This is a genomic window from Acinetobacter lwoffii (genome assembly GCF_049367455.1).
Lineage (GTDB): Bacteria > Pseudomonadota > Gammaproteobacteria > Pseudomonadales > Moraxellaceae > Acinetobacter > Acinetobacter lwoffii_W.
Genome location: NZ_JBMPXW010000001.1, coordinates 974,682 through 996,545 on the forward strand (window position 1 = coordinate 974,682; position 21,864 = coordinate 996,545).

The following is a 21,864-nucleotide window of genomic DNA, read 5'->3' on the forward strand; positions in this document are numbered from 1 at the left end:
TAGCTCATATGATTTGAGTCAGTTTATTTCATTTGCAAATACGCATTCACATTTTTCAATAATTCAGTGGATCGCTCATGTCCGAGTAAACTGCCTTTTTCCAGCCAGTCCCGTGCGATTCTGATATCACGCTCCACGCCAATTCCCTTGGTATATAAACGTCCAAGATGGCTATAAGCATCCGCATTTACCTGCGCTGCCGCCTGCTGATAATACTGTACGGCTTGCTCAATATTGCTCTCAACACCTTGACCCTGTTCATATGCTTCACCCAGAGCATTCAGTGCTACACCATTCTGCTGAGCGGCTGCTTTTTGCAGATAGCTCAAGCCTAAGGCAATATCCTGCGCAATCTGTTGGCCTTTAAGATATTTCAAGCCCAATTCTGCCTGTGCTTGGGCATGACCCAATTGCGCAGCCTGATGCAGATAACGATTTGCTAGCTCTAAATTGTTCACAAAGACAGGATAAATGCCTGACAGAGCTTGGTACAGGAACCATGCCGCCTCTTTCGAACCTTTCGCAACCGCCTGATTCAGGTACTGGACAGCTTTATTACGTGTCGGCAATGGATATTCAGCCAGACTATAAAATCGGCCGACGCTATAAATTAAATCCGCTTCAGATTGAGCTTCAATCAGCCAATACTGCTGTGCCGCGCTCTGAATCATTTGTGTGGCTTTGCCCGTATCTTTAACTGTGCCTACACCGTTTAAATAACACAGCGCCAGCCCCATCCCTGCAGACACATCATCAGGACTAAGCTGATAGGCAGCCTGATATAACTCAAATGCTTTTTGCGGTTCGTTGGCCACCAGGTGCTGCTCAAAATACAGCGCAGCAATCATGCATAATGCAGGCGCATGCTGACTGTTGGCCGCTTCCGACCAGTAACGAAATGCCATGGTTTCATTTTTATCAACATACCAGCCATGAAAATAAGCCAGTCCGATTAAGGTCTTGGCGTGTGCATCGGCGTGTTCTTTGGACTGCTGCAATAAATGCTGGAACACGCGTTGACGCTGGTCGGTATCGATACGGCCTTGTAACACACCGGCATAATAATCATAGAGACCTTTCTGGTCACCGAGACTGATACAGCGTTTAATAAATTGCAGCGATTGCATCAGGTCTTGGGGGAGAATCTGTCCATGCCCATAATCATCGGCGATCTGCTGATTAGCGGCCAAATGATCTTGTTGTGCCGCCAGAAACAGATAATGAATTCCTTGCACTAAATCTTGGGTTGTTGAATCTGCCAGATAATACTGGGCCAACTGATACTGCGAATTGGCATGACCCTGCCCGGCATTTTGAATTAATAATGCCAGACGCTGTTTTTCTGCAGTCATCTCGTTTTGAGGCTGGCCTTCGGTAGAAGAAAGTTCAGTAATACGATATTGGGCATCCAGATTGCCACGTGCTACCGCATGTCGGTACCAGTACAGCGCTTTTTCCGGGTCAGCCATTTGATAGCGTTGCTCCTCATGAATCTGCCCTAGATGATAAGCTGCGTCATCACTGCCCAGATGAAAGGCTTTATCGAGATAACTGATGGCTGTTTCCGTATTTTGCGCATGTCCCAGACCCTGCAAATGCATCAGCCCCATGCCGACATAAGCCTGTGGAATTTCCTGTTGCTGGGCAAGATTCTGGTAAATCTGATAGGCGCGTGCATAATTCGGATGTTCAGGATCTGAACTCAAACGTGCTGCATGTTTCAGTTGAGCATCAATCTGCTCAATCCATAAATCATGTTGTACAGCCTTCGCCTGATCACGTTTCACCGGATCCGGACGTTTCCACATCCAGATCGCCAACGCCCCTATCCCCAAAATCAGTACCAGCAAGAACCACATAGCTGCTCCAAAACATTATTTTTGTTCTGCAAATGAATCCTTTCATTCTAAACGCCAGTTTAAAAAAAGCACATAGATTGTGCTTTTTATTTTTTAAATCAGGCTTTTGCTCTTTTATTATCGAGTTTTTTCAAGCCTTCTGCTACAGCGACCATGGCAAAGCTCGAAGTCACCACCACGGCAGAGCCATAACCACCACAGCGCAAGCCGGCACTGGCGCAGACATCGGCACTGGAGAATGGATTATCGATGGAATAGACACAAGTAATGCCGAATTTTTCTTTGGGCTTTTTGCAGATGCCTTTGCTGCGTAACTGGGCACGTAATTTGGCCAGCATCGGATCCTGTTCGGTTTTAGATAAATCGGCGACCCGAATTTTCAGCGGGTCCAGTTTACCCCCTGCCCCGCCCGATACAATTAAAGGAATCTTGTTAAAGCGACAATGTAGCATCAGAGCAAATTTGGCTTTGACATCGTCAATACAGTCGAGGATTAAATCTGGATCACCTGCTAAAATTTCTTTGATATTTTCAGGCGTCAGGTAATCATCGATCAGATTAATTTTAATCCGTGGATTAATTGCGCGGCAACGTTCAGCCATGATTTCAATTTTTTCATGACCCAGTGTGGTGCTCATGGCAGGTAATTGACGGTTAATATTAGAGGCCGCCACCACATCCATATCGACCAAGCTCAGTTCGCCCACACCGCTACGTGCCAGTGCTTCTACCGCCCATGAACCGACACCACCGATGCCTATCACCATCACATGACTTTTTTCATAATGGTTAAAGCTGTCTTCTCCATAAATTTTGGCAACACCAGCAAAACGGCGATCATATTCATCATCTTGAAGCAGGTCGGTCATAGGTCATCTATAGCAATAAAAATACCGGATCATTTTAGCAAAATCCGCTTTTCTTTACCGCCACTAAATTTTTGATCGATTTAAATGACATTCAGGTTGGATGAGAGCGACAACCCACTCGAGATTGACTAAAATATCAACAAATTAATTCTATGTCATTTGGCCAAAAGGAGTGAAATGTCATGCTATTTAACACCCTTTTGGGTTTGAACGTGCTTTGTATCGGGCTTTATTTTTATGTTCTGATCAGCCAAAAGAACAAAAATTATTATCTCAGCATTCTCATTCGTTTAATGACTTTAGGATTATTTGGCTTGGTTATTTTCGATCGTTATGAAACACAGAATCATCTGATCGTGTTATTGCTCTCGTGGGTAGGCTTTGAAAGCATGGAGCAGTTTTACACTAGAAAGAAATCCAGTTCAGTAAAATAAAAAAGAGGCTTGCGCCTCTTTTCAGTTCATCGAAATTTAGTCTTTATTCATGATAAAGAAATATTGACGATAATATTTCAGTTCCGCAATCGAATCACGAATGTCATCCATTGCCAGATGCGAAGCATTTTTCTTGAGGCCGCTCATGATTTCCGGGCGCCAGCGTTTGGCCAGCTCTTTCACTGACGATACATCCAGATTACGGTAATGGAAATACTGCTCCAGTTCAGGCATCAGGCGGTGCAAGAAACGGCGATCCTGACAGATCGAGTTACCACACATCGGTGAAGATTTTGGATTCACCCATTTTTTCAGAAATTCAATAGTTTGCTGCTCGGCATCCTGAGCGGTCAGTTTACTGCGACGTACACGCTCAATCAGACCGGACTGGCCATGCTGGCGAGTGTTCCACTCATCCATGGCATTTAACAGACGTGCAGGCTGATGTACCGCAAGCACAGGACCTTCTGCCAAAATATTCAAATTGTCATCGGTTACAATTGTTGCAATTTCAATAATTTGATCATTGTCTGTGTCTAGACCTGTCATTTCAAGGTCAATCCAAATCAGGCGGGTATCAGCGGTGCTGCTCATAAATGTGCAATCTTATTGGGTTTAAAAACAACTATAGTAGCAAATTAATTACATCTTGGGTGTCATTCGGGGGCTGCTTCATGCTATTTTTGCCATCTGATTTACCCGGTTTTTTTAGGATATGAATGGCCTTAATACGTAAGCGTCGTCTGACAGAGCAACAACAGCGCCGCATTCAGAAACAACAGAAAACACGTCAAGAAGATCTCGATACCTCCAGTGATCTTGAAGGTTTAGTAGTGCAACATTATGGCCGCCAACTTGAAGTGCAAGCTTTGTCTCGTCCTGACATTCACCCTGAAAAACCTGTGGTCGCCGATGGTGAGCCTGAACCCTTCTGGAAAGAGATTGAACTGGACAGCGTCTGGCGCTGTCATACCCGAACCAATCTGGATTTATTGGTAACGGGTGACCGGGTCAAATGGCAAGCCGATCCGAATACCGGTTTAGGGATTATCACCGCGATTCATCCCCGTAAATCCTTATTGACCCGTCCTGACCGCTATCACAAGGTTAAACCGGTAGCGGCCAATATTTCACTGATTGTGATTGTGTTTGCACCATTGCCTGAGCCGGCGCCAGGTCTAATCGACCGTTATCTAGTGGCCTGTGCCGATGCCGACATTCCCGCATTGCTGGTAATGAATAAAGCCGATTTATTGAAAGAAAACGATCCGATTCTGACTCTGCTGCAAGAATATCAAGACCTTGGTTATGAGGTGATGCAGACCCAATCCGATGGCGACTTGACTGCACTATCTAATCGTCTGGAAAATGAAACGGTGGCTTTTGTTGGTCAATCTGGTGTGGGTAAAAGCACGCTGATTAATGCGATCGTGCCGGATGCCGCACAGAAAACCAATATTATTTCGGAAAACTCGGCACTCGGTCAACACACCACGACGTCAACGCGCTTGATCGGTTTTGGTGAAGGTGCGGCCCTGATTGACTCTCCGGGAATTCGTGAATTTGGCCTGTGGCATCTGACTTTAGATAAGGTACAAAGCGGCTTTCCTGAAATTGAAAATCTGCTCGGCCATTGTCAGTTCCGTAACTGTACCCATAAGCATGAAAAACAATGTGCTTTGCGTCAGGCTGCGGCCGAAGGTGAAATTTTGCCGCGCCGACTGGACAGCTATTTACGTTTAATCGACGAAATCACTGAAGCACAGCAAAAAAATTAATTTTCTTAACCCTTGGCCCTTGAAGCGGTGATTTTGATCACCATATTTATGAGCTATACTCTTGGCAATTTTAAAATTGTAATTAGGTGAATTGTGGAACGTTGGTTCGAGTTTATGGGGAATCACCCCTTCTTATTTGGAACACTCGCGGTATTAGTGGTTTTGTTCTTCATTATCGAAGGTCAACGTAACGGTCGCAAAATTTCTCCGCAATCGCTGGGAATTTTAGTCAAAGCAAAAAATGCCATGCTGGTTGATCTACGTGATGCCAAAGACTTCCGTGAAGGTCATATCAGCGGCAGCCGTAATATTCCATATAGCCAGATTACAAAACATGTTGAAGAGCTGAAAGCATCTGATCGCCCTTTGGTGTTCATTTGTAACCTTGGACAGGTGGCTGGTACTGCATTACAGCAGGTTGGTCATGCCGATGCCTACCGTCTTGATGGCGGCGTCAGCAACTGGAAAGCTCAAGGTTTACCTTTGGTGAAAAGCAAATAATCCACGAACAGGAGATTGATCATGGCTGAAGTTACTATTTACTCGACGACAGTGTGTCCTTATTGCGTGCGTGCAAAACAGCTACTGGAACGTAAGGGTGTGGCATATAAAGAGATTAACTTGTCTCAAGAAGCGCCTGAAGTACGTCTTGAATTGATGCAGCGTACCAATCACCGTACCGTGCCACAAATTTTTATTAATGATCAGTTCATCGGTGGTTTTGACCAACTTTATGCTTTAGAGCGTGAAGGCAAACTTGATGAATTGCTGGCTTAACCTTACTAAAATTATCACTTCATATTAAGGATCAAAAAATGAGTGAAGAACAACAAGCTCAACCACAATTGGCATTAGAGCGTATTTATACCAAAGATATTTCTTTTGAAGTTCCTGGGGCGCAAGTTTTTACCAAGCAATGGCAACCTGAGTTAAACATCAATCTTTCTTCTTCTGCAGAAAAAATTGATGAAACTCATTTTGAAGTAGCTTTGAAAGTCGTGGTTCAAGCGACCAACGAAGGTGATACCGCGTTTATCGTTGATGTGACTCAAGCCGGTATTTTCCTGGTAGATGGCGTTGAAGAAGAGCGTCTTCCATACATCCTAGGTGCATACTGCCCGAACATCCTGTTCCCTTTCCTACGTGAAGCAGTGAATGATATGGTGACTAAAGGCAGCTTCCCACAATTGCTATTGACTCCAATCAACTTTGATGCTGAATTTGAAGCCAATATGCAACGTGCGCAAGCTGCTGCTGTGGATGGTCAAGCTTAATCGCTGTTCTTCAAATCTAAAAAAGACCGCTTATGCGGTCTTTTTTATTGCCTTGAGTGGCCTCCCCCTTTATCAAAGGGGGAATGAGGGGGATTTTAATCATTTCCTCACTCAGAGAAAGAAGTCATTCCCCTCTCTCTAACTCTCTCCCTGAGGGAGAGAGGATTTATAGGACTTATTCCGCATCCGCCATCAAATCAGCGCTCATACCTACCGTATTGAAACCGGCATCGACATACAGGATTTCACCGGTAATTCCGTTAGCCCATGGCGAGCACAGGAATAATGCGGCATTACCGACATCTTCAATCGTCACATTACGTTTCAGTGGTGCAACTTTCTCATTCAGGTCAAGCATTTTACGGAATGATTTAATACCTGAAGCTGCCAAGGTACGGATTGGACCCGCAGAGATCGCGTTCACACGAATACCTTCCTGACCCAAGCTAGACGCCAAATAACGTACGCCTGCTTCTAAAGAGGCTTTGGCCATACCCATCACGTTATAGTTTGGCATTACACGCTCAGAACCTTGATAGGTCAATGTCAGCAAACAGCCTTGACGGACTTGCAGCAAAGGTTTTGCCGCACGTGCCATTGCAATAAAGCTATAAGCACTGATGTCATGTGCAATATTAAAGCCTTCACGATCCGTGATCTCGGTGAAGTCACCATCTAGCGTATGTGCCGGTGCAAAACCGATAGAATGCACTACGCCGTCCAGACCATCCCAGTGTTTAGCCAGTTCGGCAAATGCCTGGTCAATTTCAGCATCTACTGCCACATCACAAGGAAAAACCAGTTTCGAACCAAACTGTTCAGCAAAGTCATCTACCCGCTTTTTCAGCTTTTCATTTGGATAAGTAAAAGCCAATTCAGCACCTTCACGATGCAATGCCTGAGCAATACCAAAAGCAATCGATAATTTACTCGCAATGCCCGCGATCAAGAAGCGCTTACCCGCCAAAAGTCCTTGTGCCATGTGAATCTCACCTAAAAGAATGTATATAGCATGATGCCAAGTCTGGAGCGTTTTAGAAATTGCATAATGCACCTTTTTTTCTTTTTATGATGAACTGGGAATTTAAGACTGAGTTAAGAGCGTTAACTTAAATGGCCAGATGCAGGGCCTGATGAGTATTTTGCCAGAGCTGTTCAGCCAGTTCATCTTTGTGCATATGTAGACTCTTTGCCAGTCCTTGCAGCACATAAGGTAAATTTGCAGGTGTATTTCTAGTACGATGTTCGCTCGAACTTTGACAACAGAGCGGCGTCATATCCGGACAGTCGGTTTCCAGCACCAGATGTTCTGGTCCGACATACTGCACCACTTGATGAAGTTTTTTGGCATTTAGATTGGTGATTTGCCCGGTGATGCCCAGTTTGAATCCCAGCTTGATAAAAGCCTTGGCTTCCTCAATCCCACCACCAAAGGCATGCGCAATGCCGCCCTGTTTAAACTGCTGCTGTTTTAAAATCTGCAAAACCTCCGCATGCGATTTGCGGATATGCAGCAAAACCGGCTTATCAAATTGCTGTGCCAGTTCAAGCTGTGCAGCAAAAAAATCTTTTTGCTTCTGAAAAATTTCCGCCTGTTTGTGCTGTTTTAAAAAGGTATCCAGACCGATTTCGCCAATGGCAATGCATGGTTCAGTTTTGAGCAGCCGTTCCAAATCGTATAGATGTTCAGCCTGATGCTGTTCAATATAAAACGGATGCAAGCCGGGTGCCAAATGGCTTTGCGGGGCATTTTCCAGATCATTGATGAAGTGATGGGTCCTTAACAAATCTTGAAAACGGTTTTGCAAAAAACCAATTAAAACCAGATGATCGACACCTACCGCTTTGGCCGTATAGGCCAACTGTTCCCGATCAGGATCAAAATCGGGAACATCAAAATGGGTATGCGTATCAAACAGTTTTAAGGTCATTTGGCTTTTGCAGCAGATGCTGGCTGTGCCTCGGAGGCAGCTTTTTCAGTTTGAGGCAGATATTCGGGTTTCAGCACACCTTGTAACTGCTCATAAGGAATCATCAGACGTGGCAAGCCAACAACATATGGCCCAATTTCATATTCGGCATACTGCAATATCAAGCCGTCTTTGCCCAGATAGAAGTTATCGGTAAGCTTGAACTTCCAGGCCTGTTCATATTCGGCGACATCTTTGGCCAGCTTGGACTCTACCACCCAGGTTTTAAACGCATCATAAGCACGCGCTTCCAGTTGGGCTTTCTGTTTGACCGCAATAATGTCATCCAGCTTGATCAGCTTTTTCTGTTCCAGATCAAAATTATAATAAGTCTGTGCAGATGCCCCGTGTGCGCCTCCCAGATAATAACTGCTGTTCAAAACTACTGTCGCTAGAGGATCACCCGAATGCAGAATCTTGGGCTTAATCATCAGGCTAATACTATGACTGGCACTCAGGGCCTTGAGCTCTTTATCCAGATTCAAGAAAGTCTGCATATAAGGTTGAGTTTGCTGCTCAAGCTGCTGTTTTGGTGTCACCACTGTTGCTAAAGCAGCTTTGGGTTCAGAGGCGGCAACGTCCGCTTCGCTGGCAGCGCTCACTTTTGCCGGTTCAATCGCATCAAGAGACAGGATATTTTTCAACTGTTGCAGAATCTGCTGGTCGATCCATTCATCAATAAAGCTCTGATTACTGTTCAGACGTTCGATCGAGATTTCCGGACAGCTTTTGTCTTCACATTCTGGAATCGCCAGCTTGAGCTTTTCGGTATCGCCGCTGAGTTTAAGTGCTTCAGCTTCGGCTTGTAGCACCTCGGAAGCACTTGATTCTTCCGGCTCATTACTCTTCGGCTGGCACGCACTCAGCAAGATCGCTGATGCCAGGATAGATAGACAAAAGATATTCTTGTATTTTGGCATTCATTCACCTTTTTGGAACCTGTAATCTCGCAGGATCATGAGCTTTAAAACATATGCTGATAGATATCAGCTTTCAAGACCTGTTGTGTTTGTTGTTTTGTTAAATAAATATCCAGTTGTTTGGCATCTTTGCTAATTTCATGGCTGCGAAAATGCAGACCAATGCCTTCCTGATCAAAGAACCAGTCAGCCTGTCCCCAATACAGTTTTTTCGGTGCTTTCTGCTGAACTTGCTGATCGTTTTCTTTGAGCCATGTCTCATAAGCTTGTTGAATAATCTGATCCATTAATAACTGTTGCTTAGGATCAATAATATCCAGTGGAGTCAGCATTTTCTGCTGGCGACGATCAGCCACAAAAAAATAATAGCGCTCATGCACGCTGACATTTTCCTGTTTGGTATCGACCCCAATCTGCATCAATACATATTGATTGCGCTGGTAGGGAATGCGGGTATATAGCGATAACTCATAAGCCTTGTTCAGATTGAGCTGCGCCTGCCAGGCATCCGATTTTTTTACATAGGCATTGATCGCCTGCTGTAAATTCATGTCCTGTTTCAACCCAATTTGATCCTGGATCACTTTGGCCTGCTGCTTTTCAATCCATTGGTTCATCCATGGATCAACCGTATGCAAGGTCTGAATATCCAGATTGATACAGTTTTTATTTTCACAAAATGGCAAGGCAATTTTAGCCGGCTGCTCTTGAATATTCAGATAAGGCAAAACATCTGCGGTCTGCTGAGCTGCGGTCATTTTCTCATTTTGCGGAGTATTAACAGGCTCTTTTTCGCTTTGATCACAGCCACTCAGGACAAGACTTAAACCAATCACAGAACCGAGGACGACTTCCTTGCTGAGCTTCATTCTCTTTGCTATATCTATCGAGTTATTAATTGCTTAAATGTAGCATAAAATAAAACAGCTTCCGGAGAAGCTGTTTGATATTTTTAAACTTTAGCTGCGGAACGTTAAAGTTTAGTGTTCACGCGTATTGTGGAACACGATGTCCGGATAACGTTCTTGCATCAGCTGCAAATTCACGCGGCTTGGTGCGAGATATGTCAAATGACCACCACCATCGACAGACAACTGGTCATGAGCTTTTTTCTTGAATTCGTTGAATTTCTTCTCATCATCGCAAGACACCCAACGTACTGTGTTGATGCTGACCGGTTCGTAAACACAATCAACTTTGTATTCTTCTTTCAGACGGTAAGCCACCACTTCAAATTGTAGCACACCTACAGCACCAACGATCAGATCGTTGTTATTCTGCGGCATAAACACCTGCGTCGCCCCTTCTTCTGAAAGCTCTTTCAGACCTTTTTGCAGCTGCTTAGATTTTAGTGGATCTTTCAAGCGGACACGACGGAACATTTCAGGGGCAAAGTGTGGAATACCGGTAAACTGAAGTTTCTCACCCGAGGTAAATGTATCCCCGATCTGGATGGTGCCATGGTTATGCAGACCGATAATATCACCTGGCCAAGCTTCTTCCAGATGCTGACGATCGCCGGCAAGGAAAGTTAAGGCATCGCTGATGCGCACATCTTTATCCAGACGTACATGCTTCATCTTCAGACCTTTTTCATACTTGCCTGAACAGATCCGCATAAAAGCAATACGGTCACGGTGTTTCGGATCCATATTGGCCTGAATTTTAAAGACAAAACCGGTGAAGCCTTCTTCATCCGCTTCTACAACACGATCTTGGGTCGGATGGGCTTTAGGAGATGGTGCATATTGACTGAAGGCATCCAGAACATGGTCGACACCAAAGTTACCCAAGGCTGTACCGAACAACACAGGCGTTTGACGACCGGCCAGGAATTCTTCACGATCTAAAGGCTCATTGGCCATTTGTACCAGTTCCAGCGATTCTTCAAATGCCGCCCAAGCCAGTTCACCCACTTTCTCACGAAGATCAGGATAGTCATAACCATCTCGCACTTCGATCTCGGTAATGACTGAACCGAAACCGGCTTTATACACGTAGAATTTTTCTTCGATTAAATTGAATACACCTGCAAAATCACGGCCTGTACCGAGCGGCCAGGTGATCGGGACACATTTAATTTTCAGAACGTTTTCGATTTCATCCAGAAGCTCAAGCGGTTCACGGATTTCACGGTCCATTTTGTTGACGAATGAGATGATCGGAGTATCGCGCATTCGACACACTTCCATCAGTTTAATGGTACGGTCTTCGACACCTTTTGCCCCGTCAATCACCATCAGCGCAGAGTCTACTGCGGTTAGGGTACGATAGGTATCTTCCGAGAAGTCTTCATGTCCCGGGGTGTCCAGAAGATTGATCATCTTGTCTTTAAAAGGGAATTGCATTACCGAGGTCGTAATCGAGATACCACGCTCTTTTTCCATTTCCATCCAGTCCGATGTTGCGGCCCGGTCAGATTTACGGCTTTTTACCATCCCGGCAACCTGAATGGCCTGACCCCATAACAGCAATTTTTCTGTCATGGTGGTTTTACCGGCATCGGGGTGGGAAATAATAGCGAACGTACGTCGCTGGGCGACTTGTGCCGCCAGTTCTTGCTTAAAGCTCATGAAATATACCTACTGCTCAATGCACAGCATTCGAGATCAAATTCGATCAATATGAAAAAAATTGGCGATATTGTAGCAGAGTTTCAGGGTGGAGTTCCGTGAGCCATATTGTCTATCCTGACGCTCAATCAATTAGAGCGCTATTAATGGAATTGTAAATTTTCTAAACGTTGTTCATCTACCGGCAAGCCCAGTAAAAAACCTTGTAATTGTTCACAACCGAGCCGGGTTAAAATTTCCGCTTGCGCTTCTGTTTCAACACCTTCCGCGGTCACCACCAATCCCAGTTTTATGGCCAGCTGAATAATGCTTTCCAGAATCATTTCTTCTTTGGAGCCGACTGCCAGATTTTTGATAAATTCCCGGTCAATTTTTAACTCATCTACGGCGAAATTCTTTAAATAGAGAAAACTGGAATGCCCTGTACCAAAATCATCAATGGCTAGACGGATGCCCATTTGTCTTAAGCGCTTAAAGCTGCGCATACTCACATCAATATGATGCATGGCAGTCGATTCAGTAATCTCGATCATTAAATGCTGAGGACTGATTTTATATTGTGCAAATAACTTTTCTAAAGTACTAAACAGATGCTTATGTTCAAATTGTACCGCAGACAAATTGACCGCGATAGGGAAAAATTCAGTATGTGTCCGTTGCCATTTTTGAATCTGCTGACAAGCCAGTTCCAATGCCCAATAGCCCATTTGAATAATCAGTCCGGTTTTTTCAGCTGCATTGATAAACAGATTCGGGCCGAGCAGCCCAAACTGGGGATGGTTCCAGCGAATTAATGCCTCTACCCCACACAAGCTACGATCCTTGGTCCAAAACTTGGGCTGATAAAACAGCACAAACTGCTGTTCTTCCACGGCTTTATATAGATCATTAATCAGGGTACTCTGACTCTTGCTTTCATCCTGATCGGTAGAGTAATTAAAGACTGAATAGGTATTGCGTCCCTGATACTTGGAACTCAGCATCGCGGCATCAGCATTGACCAGCAGATCCTGTAAATTTTTGCCGTGCTCCGGATACATGGCAATACCAATACTGCCCGAGATATGAATACTCTTGCCTTCAATCAGGAAACTTTCCTGAATCAGTTCAAGAATCTGTTCTGACATTTTTGCAGCTTTGGCGACTGAAGTATTTTCCAGTACCAGCAGAAATTCATCCCCACCGATTCTGAGCAGCTTGGAATGATGGCCTAATAACAGATGAATCCGCGTGGTCAATTGAATCAGCAACTGATCGCCGACCAGATGGCCAAACACATCATTGACTGCCTTAAAACGATCCAGATCGATATATAAAAAAGCAATTTCATGCTGCTGTTCGGACTGACCTGAAAACAGCAGATTTGCATATTCAGCCAGATACAAACGGTTAGGTAATTTGGTCAGATTGTCCTGAATGGTCTGATTTTCAATTTGTTGATTGGCCCATGCAAGCTGACGGTTGCGTAATCCCACACGCAGTTCGGACACGATGATACAAATCAGCGTTACCAGCAGCAATCCACTCATCAGTATCATGGCCAGAAATAGCTGATCATGTGCCTGAACTAATTCCGGTGACTGTTGCATATGGGCGGCAGTAAAATTGAATGACATCATGCTAATATAGTGCATGCCAAAGATGCTGAGTGCGATCACACCTAATACGAGAACTGACCGGAAAAATGACCAGGTACTTCTGGTACTTAACCAGAGGATAAACATAGATGCAATGCATATCACCAGAACAGACAGGAGCATCAGGCCCAAATCCATCTCATATTTATTCAGCACAAAACTTGCTGTCAGCCCAATAAAATGGATCAACCATATGAATAGGCCCAATAGCATGGCGGTTAGCATTAAATTGAAGGTTTTAAAGTTTAGCTGTAAAGCGCCTGAAGCAAATTTTTTAATCCGTGCGATGAGATAGCAAGCAACCAATGCAGAAAGAATGGACCCGATGAACAGACCAATATCATGCTGAATATCAATCATAAAAAATGTTCCCCATCGGTGATCATTTTTATTATTCTCTGCACTGATATTTCCATTTTCACCCGGTCAAATTTGAACTCAGTAAAATCTCAAGACTGACTATCCATGCAAGCCAATTGGTCTGCAACAACATCAGTCTTAACTAAAATTTAGAATTTATATTTCTTTCTTTTGAAGTTGAGAATTGCCCCAAAAATAAAACTCAACAGAAATATAAAATACAACTTATATATTAGAAGTGTTTCAAATTTAAGCAAATATTTAGCTTCATTTTTTTAGCTCATTTATTCGATCACCATCACAATTTTTTTCTTTTTATTTAGACAGATGGCACTTCATAGCAAAATTTTATTTGGATTTTTATGCAGATTTGCAAAATAAAAAAATAGCCTGTCGAAACAGGCTATTTTTATCAACGATCAATGAGGCTAAAACTTAGGGTTTTGCCTGTAATTTGGCATAGTCCAGTAACACATTTGCCGCTTCAATCACAAACGCTTCTTCTTCAGGCAGAGCCGGACGTTCTTTGGCCTTCATCTTGGCACGTGTTTCAATCAAGGCATCCAGTGAAGCCTGATAACTTTCCCAGTTTGGATAAGGTTTCAGACCTGTTGCAGCACGACGAGTGTTTTCTGCGTCCAGCGTTTTTTGCTCCATGGCAATCAACTCAGCTTTACGCTGTTGCAAGTCCAGTACCTGACGTTTCTCTTCTTCAGCTTTCTTCATCACGGCTTTACGCTGTTCTAAATACTTGAACTGAGAATCCAGTGTGACCCGTTGCTGAGAAAGTTTAGCCAATTCAGGAACGTATTTCTGTACTGCACCTTCGCGTTTAAATGGTGCCGTTGAAATAGTATCCCACTGCAGGGCATTTTTGGCCTTACGCTCACCAAACTCCTCGTTATAAATATCGACCAGTTTAATGTCCGGAACGACCCCTTTATTCTGGGTACTGCCACCGGTCACACGGTAGAATTTACGCTGCGTCAATGTCGCCTGACCATGCGCCAGACTATCCAATTGTACTTGTGCTGTACCTTTACCGGTGGTAGTACTGCCAATCACAATCCCGCGTTCATAATCCTGAATCGCAGCAGAGTAAATTTCACTGGCCGATGCAGAGGCAAGATTCACCATCACTGCCAGTGGACCTGCATAGGTTTGTGCGCCGCCATCATCATCCTCAAAGACGCTGACATTGCCATTGCCATCACGGATCTGTACCACTGGACCAGACTTGATTACCTGCCCCAACATACGTGCCACTTCTTCCAGTGAACCACCTGGGTTATTCCGCAAATCGACAATAATTCCGGCAACATTCTTCGCTGCCAGCTCTTTCAAGGCTTTGTTGGTATCTTCAGACACCGAACGATAATCCGTACCGGCACGGCGTGCGCGATAGTTCAGGTAGAACGACGGAATTTCGATCACACCATATTGATATTTCTTGCCATCGCGTTGAATGTCGACTACACGTGTACGTACACCGGCATCTTCTTCCTGAATCACGTCACGGGTAATGGTCACATTACGTGCCTGCCCCATGGCAGCACCCGCACCGAGTAAGCGTAAAGTGACTTTAGTGCCACGTTTACCGCGAATCAGACCGACAATTTCATTACTTGGCCAGCCAATGACATCGACCATTTGCTCGCCGTCTTGGGCCACACCAATGATACGATCACCTGATTTCACCTGACCGGATTTGCTGGCTGGACCACCTTCAACGATGGTTTCAATCTTGGTGTAATCTTCATTGCCACGTTCCGGGCGAATCGATACGCCGACGCCTTCCAGCTGTAAAGTCGTCTGACGATTCAGCTCCATCGCATCCACAGGCGGGAAATAATTGCTGTGCGGATCATAAGTCAGCATCATCGCGTTCAGTGTCTTGTCGAGCACATCATCACTTTTGACGCGGCTGAGACGTTCCAGCTGACGGGTATAACGCTTGGTCAAGGTTTGCGCAGGCGTTAGATCTTCAGGACCCGTGAGGTCTTGTCCATTGGCCAGTTCCGGATTGGCTTTCAGGGCTTTCTGCTTGGCCAATTCCTCTTCTTTACTAATGGTCAGATTGATCAACTGAGACACCAGCATTTTTGACCAATGCGCGCGCTGTTCAGCTTCAGTTTTAAAGAACGGTGCTTTTTCACGATCCGTTTCGATATAAACATTCGGCTGATTCAGATTTTGCGGTTTTTTCAGCTCATTCAACATATAGGTGTAGAACTGGTGCAAGCGCTGTTGATATTGCGCATGCATTTCATAAGGACCAGACAAATTGCCAGCTTTCAGATTGGCACCAAAATTGGCACCGTAGCGTTTCTTATAGTTTTCAACTTCTGGGGCCAGAAACAGACTGTGTTCCGGATCAAGACTATCAATATAGAAATCAAAAATACGCTGCGAAGTCTGGGCATCCAGACGCATATTTAAATAATGCTGACGGTCAACCAGGGTTGCCAGCTGACGTGACACCAGCGCCTGCTCTTGAGATGGCTGAATTGCTTTACTGACCACTTCATTACTATTGGCCGCAATCGCATCATTCACTACATGGGTAAAAAAGAATCCACCTGTCGCAATCGCAACTGCGCAAGCTATAGTTTGAAATTTCATAAATAATTCGTACTTCCTTGGCCTAGAGACCAATGTGACCGTGTTGCTTTTCGACCAGAATTTAACGTATTCAGCATCTTAAACAACTTAATATGTTTATGTCGTGTAGTTTTATCATATTCTGTGCTGACAAAGTGTAGCAAATCATTGCAGAATTCAGGTATTGTTTTCTCCGAAAACTCTAAAACGGATTCCGCATATGATTGGCGCATTGATGCTCGACATCGCAGGCACAACCCTCACTCAAGAAGATATTGAACTATTAAGTGCGCCGCAAGTCGGTGGAGTGATTTTATTTGGTCGCAATATTGAATCTCCGGCGCAAGTCCGTGCTTTGACCGATCATATGCGTCAGGTGCATCCTGATATTTTAATTGCGGTAGATCAGGAAGGCGGTCGTGTCCAGCGTTTAAGACAAGGCTTTACCCTGCTGCCTGCCACGGGGAAATTTGGCGAACTTTATACGCGCGATCCACAGCGTGCCCTAGAGCTGGCTGAAAAATGCGGCTGGCTGATGGCGACTGAAGTGCTGGCTGTCGGCATTGATTTCAGCTTTGCCCCAGTACTGGACTTGAATGACATCAGTGATGTGATCGGTGATCGTAGCTTTGCCCAAAATATCCAGGACATTATTCCACTCGCCAGCGCATTTCTAAAAGGTATGAAACGTGCCGGTATGGCTTCAACTGGTAAACATTTCCCCGGTCATGGCTCGGTCAAAGCGGACTCGCATGTTTCTGCAGCAATTGATACGCGCTCTTATACAGAGATTCAGCAAAAAGATATGCAAACATTTATACAACTGCAATCACAACTGGATGCGCTGATGCCGGCTCATGTCATCTATAGCCAAGTTGATCTAAATCCAGCCGGATTCTCTGAATTCTGGATTCAGAAAGTTTTACGTCAGGAGCTTGGTTTTGACGGTGTCCTGTTCTCAGATGATTTAAGCATGCAGGCCGCCTGTGTCGCAGGCGGTGCCGATGCCCGAATTCAGGCCGCCCTTAAAGCTGGTTGTGATATGGGTCTGGTCTGCAATGATCGTGCAGCACAATGTATTGCACTAGAAGGAATTGAAGATTTGCCCCTCCCGAACCAGCAACGCCTGGAACGCATGCGCGGCAACATCCCGAACATCCAGATTGGTGATGAACTGGATCTGGGTGAAGAATGGCGCGAGATCCGTGATGAAATACTGGCATTTAAACAGCAATCCAGCTAAAACTTTTTAAATCCAATCAATATGAAAAAGGGACACGACAAGGTGTTCCTTTTTAATTATAGTAATGAAAAGGTTACACTATTATTCAATCAACTTAAAAATAACAATAAGGTCAGAACAAATATGACAGACTCACTTTCGCAACATCGCCATATTTCTTTTACGGCGCACTATACCGGCTATATCTGGTATCAAATGGGAATCTCACATCCAGCCTTTGCTACATCCAAAGGCAAGTTTCTGGCCAAACTGCTTCATCCCCTTGAATCCTGGGCAGAACGCCATGTCGGCGGTAGCATGCGGACTACACTTAAGCAGCGCCATCAGATGATTGATGAGCATTTGTGTCAACTAATTGAGCAACATCCACAACTTCAGGTTCTTGAAATTGCCTGCGGACTATCTCCACGCAGCTGGAATTTCAGACAGAAATTCCCCGAGATTAATTATCGTGAACTGGACCTGCCGGATATGGCCAAGATCAAGACGCAGGCTTTACAGCAGATCGATCAGTATGCCCCTGAAGTCCTGACTGCCGATATTTTTAGTGAAGAACTGGACTGTATTTTTCAGATGTTTGACCGCAACCAGCCCTTAGTGGTCATTAGCGAAGGACTGATTAATTATTTTGATCAGCAGATGTTAGGTATTCTGATGCAGGGGATTACAGAAAATGCGCAGTATTTCCCGGCAGTTCACTATCTCAGCGATATTTATCCTGAACCGGTGAAAAATAAACTGGCGAACTTTATCTGGAGCAGTAGCCGTCTACTTAAATTCATGTCTCGCAGTGCGTTTACCTTTCATTTTAAATCCCCCCAAGAACTGCAGCACTTTTTTCAAGATGCAGGATTTGACCAGGTTGAGGTACAACAACCACAACGTTATTTTGCCGAGCCTCGTCAACAAAACCCGACTCATGAACAGGATGAACATTTGGGTGATCTGGTCTGGATGATTCATGCCGTGAAAAAAAACAGCGTTTAAGTACGCTGTTTTTTAAAGATGATGTTTTTAAATTGCCGCATCAAATACTTCAGTTTGTGACAGTACTTTTTGCATTTGTACAAAGCGTAATAAGCGTTCTGCGACTTCAAAACTGCCATGTTTGAATAAGGCACGCAGCTGAGTATCATCCTGTTCAAAGATTAGGCATTCAATCTGAAATTCCCCTGTTTCATCTTCCAGATGCAAGGCCAAATCACGTGGATAAGTTGTTGCATGCGCAGCCTGTTCTGCATCTAACTCCAGCAATACTCCGAAGAAATTCATGTCCACAATCTCTGCTTTTAAAATGAGATCAGAATGACGATGACTGAGGAAACGCTGTGAATCTTGCACCTGAATCCTCTCTTCACCGCGACGTTCAAGCTGCTGTATCTGTTCGCGAGTGAATGGAATAATTCCTTCCAGTTGATCCACAGGCTCATCACACAAGAAAGTTGCAAACAGATGCATGGTTTCTTTACGACGTTGTAACTGCGGTACATGATCGGCGCCTGCAATTTGTACATACTGCATATTCGGACATTGCAGGGCAAAATTGGCATTCTCATGTGGCAAGGTAAAACTGTCATATTGCCCACATGCCACCAGCACTTTGCACTGTGGAATCGGCACATTGGTCAGACGTAATAAACGGTTGCAATTGATATAATAACGATCCTGTTCGGTGGCCGTAAATTCCGCCATCTGTTTAAAGAATAAACGCTTTGCAGTCGGTGACATCCGGGTTTCTGTTAAACGTGCATGATTGACCAGATATAAAATCACGGCCTGACCAAATTCATCCATACGCTGTTCTTTCATCAGGTGTAGGGATTCTTCCAGCAGCATTCGCCAGCTTTTACGGGTTTTCTGCATCACACCCATCAGAATCATCCGATCGACCAGTTCAGGACGCTGATCTGCCAGACAGGAAGCCACCACTGACCCCAAGGACATGCCTAGAATTGCCACTTGCGGCAGCTGCATCTGTTCCAGCCAGCGCCCCAGCATCGCAGCAAGGTCTTCAAGCTCCAGTGTTCCGGCAGACAGACCTGTGTCGACATTACTAATCTGCTGGTTGGCCCCCATGGATGGTAGGTCAATCAGAATAATGGGGCCTGCATCAAAAAGCTGTTCTACACAGTATTTGTAGGAATTAAAATTCTGAAAAGCTCCCCCAATAATCACCATGGGTCTTAAATGTAAGGTATCCGGACGGGCGATCGCCATATATTCGATTTTCCAGCCATCCATCCAGGTGGTGCGTGGTGGCTGCTTAAAACTGTGCTTATCATAAAAATCAAAAAAACCATCGTGTCTATGTTGTTCCAATACATGGGCGTCCATGTGGATAATGGAATTCATATTCCTTTTCCTCCGTCCTTGCCTTATTTTTATTGTGCAAGTCATGCTTAACAGATCTTATAATTCAGGCACATTCCGGTGTGCCTGAACACGCATCCTGCTCTTTAATAATTATAAATGACATCAATGTCGCGTGTTTCATTCTATACAGAGCTGCTTTTCACAAGCAACCGCTTCAGTGACCACTTATCTGCTTTTAAACAGAAAACATTTTCAAAATGTTTAGAAGTCTGCGAAAACGGATGATTTTTAACAGATGGGCTTCATTGTGCAGCAGCAGGCTGTTAATATCGAAATGAAATTTCTAAGTGATCAAACCGCTATGCAAGAGTCTATTGAACAATACATGCAAACGGTAGGACAGCAGGCACGCCAAGCGTCTCGCATTTTGGCTCGCGCGTCCACCCAAACTAAAAATAATGCGTTATCCGCTATTTATACGGCTTTGGAAAATAGCCAAGCTGCTATTTTGGTTGCTAACCAGAAAGATATGACTAAGGCGCATAATAACAATCTGGACCCTGCCCTGCTTGATCGCTTAGAACTCAACCCCGCGCGCTTTAAAGGTATGTTACAGGGCCTGAAAGATGTCATTGGCCTGAAAGATCCGATTGGTGAAATTAGTGATATGGCTTATCGCCCATCCGGGATTCAACTGGGCAAGATGCGTGTGCCTTTGGGTGTGGTCGGCATGATCTACGAGTCACGTCCTAACGTCACGTTGGAGGCGGCATCACTCGCGCTCAAATCAGGCAATGCCATTATTTTACGGGGCGGCTCAGAAGCTCTGGAATCGAATCAGGCAATTGCAGTCGCGATTCAGCATGGCCTGAAAGTCGCAGGCTTGCCTGAGGCTGCCGTACAGGTGGTGAATACGACTGACCGCGCTGCAGTGGGCCAGTTGATTACCATGACCGAATATGTGGATGTGATTGTGCCTCGTGGCGGCAAGAGCCTAATCGAACGAATTACCGAGGAAGCACGCGTACCGGTCATTAAACATTTAGATGGCAACTGTCATGTGTATGTGGAAGCTCAAGCGGACTTGTTGAAAGCCTTGCCTATTGCGCTCAATGCCAAAACCCATCGCTATGGTGTATGTAATGCCATGGAAACCCTGCTGGTCGATGAAAAAGTCGCTGAAGAATTCTTGCCACGCATCGCAGAGCTTTACCAAGAGAAAAAAGTCGAACTTCGTGGTTGCCGGGAAACCCAGCGTATTCTTGGAGATGCAGTCATTACGGCCACTGAAGAAGACTGGTATACCGAGTATCTGGGCCCGATTCTGGCGATCAAAGTCGTTTCTGGTATAGAAGAAGCCATTGAGCACATCAACAAATATGGCTCGCATCATACCGATTCCATTATTACTGAAAACTACAGTCTGGCTCGCGAATTTCTGGCGGGTGTAGATTCAAGTTCGGTCATGATCAATGCCTCTACTCGTTTTGCAGATGGTTTTGAATATGGCTTAGGCGCAGAAATCGGGATTTCAACCGATAAAATCCATGCTCGTGGCCCAGTCGGTCTTGAAGGCCTGACGTCGCAGAAATGGATTGTCTTTGGTGATGGTCAGATTCGCCAATAAGTATTCAGATCGCTCATTTAAAACAGCCTCATAAATGAGGCTGTTTTTTATGGACAGAAAAATTGACACTGAAATAGATGGATTAGAACCTTCCGGTTATTTTATTGATGAATCTCTTTATAGAATTGTATGTAAAAACAATATTTGCCTTTTCAGGCGCTAAACTAAAGAATTAATCTGTTCTAAAATTAAATTTAAGCAGAGTTTAGTATTCTTATTGATGATATTTTCATCATCATTTTATTTATAAATGAAAACTATGAACTGATAAATTTTAGTTATTATTGTTAAATCGGTCGATAATGCTTAAGTCTAATCTGCTAAAGTCTATCTAGGACAGAAAAAAAACAAATGTTAAAACATATTCATTGATCTGGATTGCTGCTTCACTGTCCGCAATTGGGTC

General features: G+C 44.5%; 19 protein-coding genes. 8 read left to right on the plus strand and 11 right to left on the minus strand.

Annotated elements, in window-relative coordinates; translation table 11 throughout:
* Window positions 1-23: 23 nt before the first annotated feature.
* Together ACO1B7_RS04700 and ACO1B7_RS04705 are read right to left on the minus strand one after the other, a co-directional pair.
* Window positions 24-1,859 carry a tetratricopeptide repeat protein gene (locus ACO1B7_RS04700; protein ID WP_004647443.1) on the minus strand — a complete coding sequence of 612 codons (1,836 nt, stop codon included), beginning with the start codon at window positions 1,857-1,859 and terminating at the stop codon, window positions 24-26.
* 98 nt (window positions 1,860-1,957) lie between these two features.
* Entirely contained in the window at window positions 1,958-2,728 is a 771-nt protein-coding gene (locus tag ACO1B7_RS04705) for a tRNA threonylcarbamoyladenosine dehydratase (RefSeq protein WP_004647442.1), read from the minus strand.
* A 182-nt stretch (window positions 2,729-2,910) separates the two neighbouring features.
* On the opposite strand from ACO1B7_RS04705, the gene ACO1B7_RS04710 reads away from it, so the two are divergent.
* Window positions 2,911-3,162, plus strand: coding sequence for a hypothetical protein (locus ACO1B7_RS04710; protein WP_004647441.1), 252 nt, complete (start codon window positions 2,911-2,913; stop codon window positions 3,160-3,162).
* Window positions 3,163-3,198: 36 nt separating this feature from the next.
* On the opposite strand, the gene orn is transcribed toward ACO1B7_RS04710, so the two are convergent.
* A complete protein-coding gene (gene orn, locus ACO1B7_RS04715; protein ID WP_004278381.1) occupies window positions 3,199-3,756 on the minus strand; it encodes an oligoribonuclease in 558 nt (185 codons plus the stop codon).
* A 125-nt stretch (window positions 3,757-3,881) separates the two neighbouring features.
* Between orn and rsgA the strand changes: the two genes are divergently transcribed.
* The 4 genes from rsgA (at window position 3,882) to secB (ending at window position 6,214) form a co-directional block, all read left to right on the plus strand.
* The gene (rsgA, locus tag ACO1B7_RS04720) at window positions 3,882-4,940 is read left to right on the plus strand and encodes a ribosome small subunit-dependent GTPase A (protein ID WP_004278384.1); all 1,059 of its coding nucleotides are present in this window, start codon (window positions 3,882-3,884) and stop codon (window positions 4,938-4,940) included.
* Between the two features lie 93 nt (window positions 4,941-5,033).
* A complete protein-coding gene (locus ACO1B7_RS04725; protein ID WP_004647440.1) occupies window positions 5,034-5,441 on the plus strand; it encodes a rhodanese-like domain-containing protein in 408 nt (135 codons plus the stop codon).
* Window positions 5,442-5,462: 21 nt separating this feature from the next.
* On the plus strand, window positions 5,463-5,717 hold the full coding sequence (gene grxC, locus ACO1B7_RS04730; RefSeq protein ID WP_004278388.1) for a glutaredoxin 3: 255 nt from the start codon (window positions 5,463-5,465) through the stop codon (window positions 5,715-5,717).
* A gap of 38 nt (window positions 5,718-5,755) precedes the next feature.
* Complete coding sequence (secB, locus tag ACO1B7_RS04735; RefSeq protein WP_004647439.1) at window positions 5,756-6,214, plus strand: protein-export chaperone SecB; 459 nt, start codon at window positions 5,756-5,758, stop codon at window positions 6,212-6,214.
* A gap of 175 nt (window positions 6,215-6,389) precedes the next feature.
* Here secB and ACO1B7_RS04740 read toward each other — a convergent pair whose 3' ends face one another.
* From ACO1B7_RS04740 to ACO1B7_RS04770, 7 genes are all read right to left on the minus strand, one after another.
* A complete protein-coding gene (locus ACO1B7_RS04740; protein ID WP_005103204.1) occupies window positions 6,390-7,196 on the minus strand; it encodes an enoyl-ACP reductase FabI in 807 nt (268 codons plus the stop codon).
* Window positions 7,197-7,323: 127 nt separating this feature from the next.
* The gene (locus ACO1B7_RS04745) at window positions 7,324-8,145 is read right to left on the minus strand and encodes a TatD family hydrolase (RefSeq protein WP_423089859.1); all 822 of its coding nucleotides are present in this window, start codon (window positions 8,143-8,145) and stop codon (window positions 7,324-7,326) included.
* Window positions 8,142-9,104 carry an RsiV family protein gene (locus ACO1B7_RS04750; RefSeq protein WP_004647436.1) on the minus strand — a complete coding sequence of 321 codons (963 nt, stop codon included), beginning with the start codon at window positions 9,102-9,104 and terminating at the stop codon, window positions 8,142-8,144. The genes ACO1B7_RS04745 and ACO1B7_RS04750 overlap by 4 nt, the downstream gene beginning before the upstream one ends.
* A 44-nt stretch (window positions 9,105-9,148) precedes the next feature.
* Window positions 9,149-9,973 (minus strand): hypothetical protein, encoded by an 825-nt coding sequence (locus ACO1B7_RS04755; RefSeq protein WP_004647434.1) that lies wholly within the window; start codon window positions 9,971-9,973, stop codon window positions 9,149-9,151.
* Between the two features lie 111 nt (window positions 9,974-10,084).
* Window positions 10,085-11,677 (minus strand): peptide chain release factor 3, encoded by a 1,593-nt coding sequence (locus tag ACO1B7_RS04760; RefSeq protein ID WP_004647433.1) that lies wholly within the window; start codon window positions 11,675-11,677, stop codon window positions 10,085-10,087.
* A 143-nt stretch (window positions 11,678-11,820) separates the two neighbouring features.
* Window positions 11,821-13,674 carry a putative bifunctional diguanylate cyclase/phosphodiesterase gene (locus ACO1B7_RS04765; protein WP_423089860.1) on the minus strand — a complete coding sequence of 618 codons (1,854 nt, stop codon included), beginning with the start codon at window positions 13,672-13,674 and terminating at the stop codon, window positions 11,821-11,823.
* 435 nt (window positions 13,675-14,109) lie between these two features.
* Window positions 14,110-16,296 (minus strand): carboxy terminal-processing peptidase, encoded by a 2,187-nt coding sequence (locus ACO1B7_RS04770; protein ID WP_004278396.1) that lies wholly within the window; start codon window positions 16,294-16,296, stop codon window positions 14,110-14,112.
* Window positions 16,297-16,495: 199 nt separating this feature from the next.
* On the opposite strand from ACO1B7_RS04770, the gene nagZ reads away from it, so the two are divergent.
* Together nagZ and ACO1B7_RS04780 are read left to right on the plus strand one after the other, a co-directional pair.
* Entirely contained in the window at window positions 16,496-17,518 is a 1,023-nt protein-coding gene (gene nagZ, locus ACO1B7_RS04775) for a beta-N-acetylhexosaminidase (protein ID WP_129716387.1), read from the plus strand.
* A 123-nt stretch (window positions 17,519-17,641) separates the two neighbouring features.
* Window positions 17,642-18,505, plus strand: a complete 864-nt coding sequence (locus ACO1B7_RS04780) for a class I SAM-dependent methyltransferase (RefSeq protein ID WP_253173025.1) — start codon at window positions 17,642-17,644, stop codon at window positions 18,503-18,505.
* 27 nt (window positions 18,506-18,532) lie between these two features.
* On the opposite strand, the gene ACO1B7_RS04785 is transcribed toward ACO1B7_RS04780, so the two are convergent.
* Window positions 18,533-19,870, minus strand: coding sequence for an alpha/beta fold hydrolase (locus ACO1B7_RS04785; protein WP_423089861.1), 1,338 nt, complete (start codon window positions 19,868-19,870; stop codon window positions 18,533-18,535).
* 322 nt (window positions 19,871-20,192) lie between these two features.
* Here ACO1B7_RS04785 and ACO1B7_RS04790 point away from each other — a divergent pair, with 322 nt between their 5' ends.
* A complete protein-coding gene (locus ACO1B7_RS04790) occupies window positions 20,193-21,458 on the plus strand; it encodes a glutamate-5-semialdehyde dehydrogenase (RefSeq protein ID WP_004278400.1) in 1,266 nt (421 codons plus the stop codon).
* Window positions 21,459-21,864 lie beyond the last annotated feature (406 nt).

Excerpts from the sequence above, each read along its gene's own strand:
- ACO1B7_RS04700 (WP_004647443.1), bottom strand. The coding sequence starts at position 1,859 with ATGTGGTTCTTGCTGGTACTGATTTTGGGGATAGGGGCGTTGGCGATC.
- ACO1B7_RS04705 (WP_004647442.1), bottom strand. The coding sequence starts at position 2,728 with ATGACCGACCTGCTTCAAGATGATGAATATGATCGCCGTTTTGCTGGT.
- ACO1B7_RS04710 (WP_004647441.1), top strand. The coding sequence starts at position 2,911 with ATGCTATTTAACACCCTTTTGGGTTTGAACGTGCTTTGTATCGGGCTT.
- orn (WP_004278381.1), bottom strand. The coding sequence starts at position 3,756 with ATGAGCAGCACCGCTGATACCCGCCTGATTTGGATTGACCTTGAAATG.
- rsgA (WP_004278384.1), top strand. The coding sequence starts at position 3,882 with ATGGCCTTAATACGTAAGCGTCGTCTGACAGAGCAACAACAGCGCCGC.
- grxC (WP_004278388.1), top strand. The coding sequence starts at position 5,463 with ATGGCTGAAGTTACTATTTACTCGACGACAGTGTGTCCTTATTGCGTG.
- secB (WP_004647439.1), top strand. The coding sequence starts at position 5,756 with ATGAGTGAAGAACAACAAGCTCAACCACAATTGGCATTAGAGCGTATT.
- ACO1B7_RS04740 (WP_005103204.1), bottom strand. The coding sequence starts at position 7,196 with ATGGCACAAGGACTTTTGGCGGGTAAGCGCTTCTTGATCGCGGGCATT.
- ACO1B7_RS04745 (WP_423089859.1), bottom strand. The coding sequence starts at position 8,145 with ATGACCTTAAAACTGTTTGATACGCATACCCATTTTGATGTTCCCGAT.
- ACO1B7_RS04750 (WP_004647436.1), bottom strand. The coding sequence starts at position 9,104 with ATGCCAAAATACAAGAATATCTTTTGTCTATCTATCCTGGCATCAGCG.
- ACO1B7_RS04755 (WP_004647434.1), bottom strand. The coding sequence starts at position 9,973 with ATGAAGCTCAGCAAGGAAGTCGTCCTCGGTTCTGTGATTGGTTTAAGT.
- ACO1B7_RS04760 (WP_004647433.1), bottom strand. The coding sequence starts at position 11,677 with ATGAGCTTTAAGCAAGAACTGGCGGCACAAGTCGCCCAGCGACGTACG.
- ACO1B7_RS04765 (WP_423089860.1), bottom strand. The coding sequence starts at position 13,674 with ATGATTGATATTCAGCATGATATTGGTCTGTTCATCGGGTCCATTCTT.
- ACO1B7_RS04770 (WP_004278396.1), bottom strand. The coding sequence starts at position 16,296 with ATGAAATTTCAAACTATAGCTTGCGCAGTTGCGATTGCGACAGGTGGA.
- nagZ (WP_129716387.1), top strand. The coding sequence starts at position 16,496 with ATGATTGGCGCATTGATGCTCGACATCGCAGGCACAACCCTCACTCAA.
- ACO1B7_RS04780 (WP_253173025.1), top strand. The coding sequence starts at position 17,642 with ATGACAGACTCACTTTCGCAACATCGCCATATTTCTTTTACGGCGCAC.
- ACO1B7_RS04785 (WP_423089861.1), bottom strand. The coding sequence starts at position 19,870 with ATGAATTCCATTATCCACATGGACGCCCATGTATTGGAACAACATAGA.
- ACO1B7_RS04790 (WP_004278400.1), top strand. The coding sequence starts at position 20,193 with ATGCAAGAGTCTATTGAACAATACATGCAAACGGTAGGACAGCAGGCA.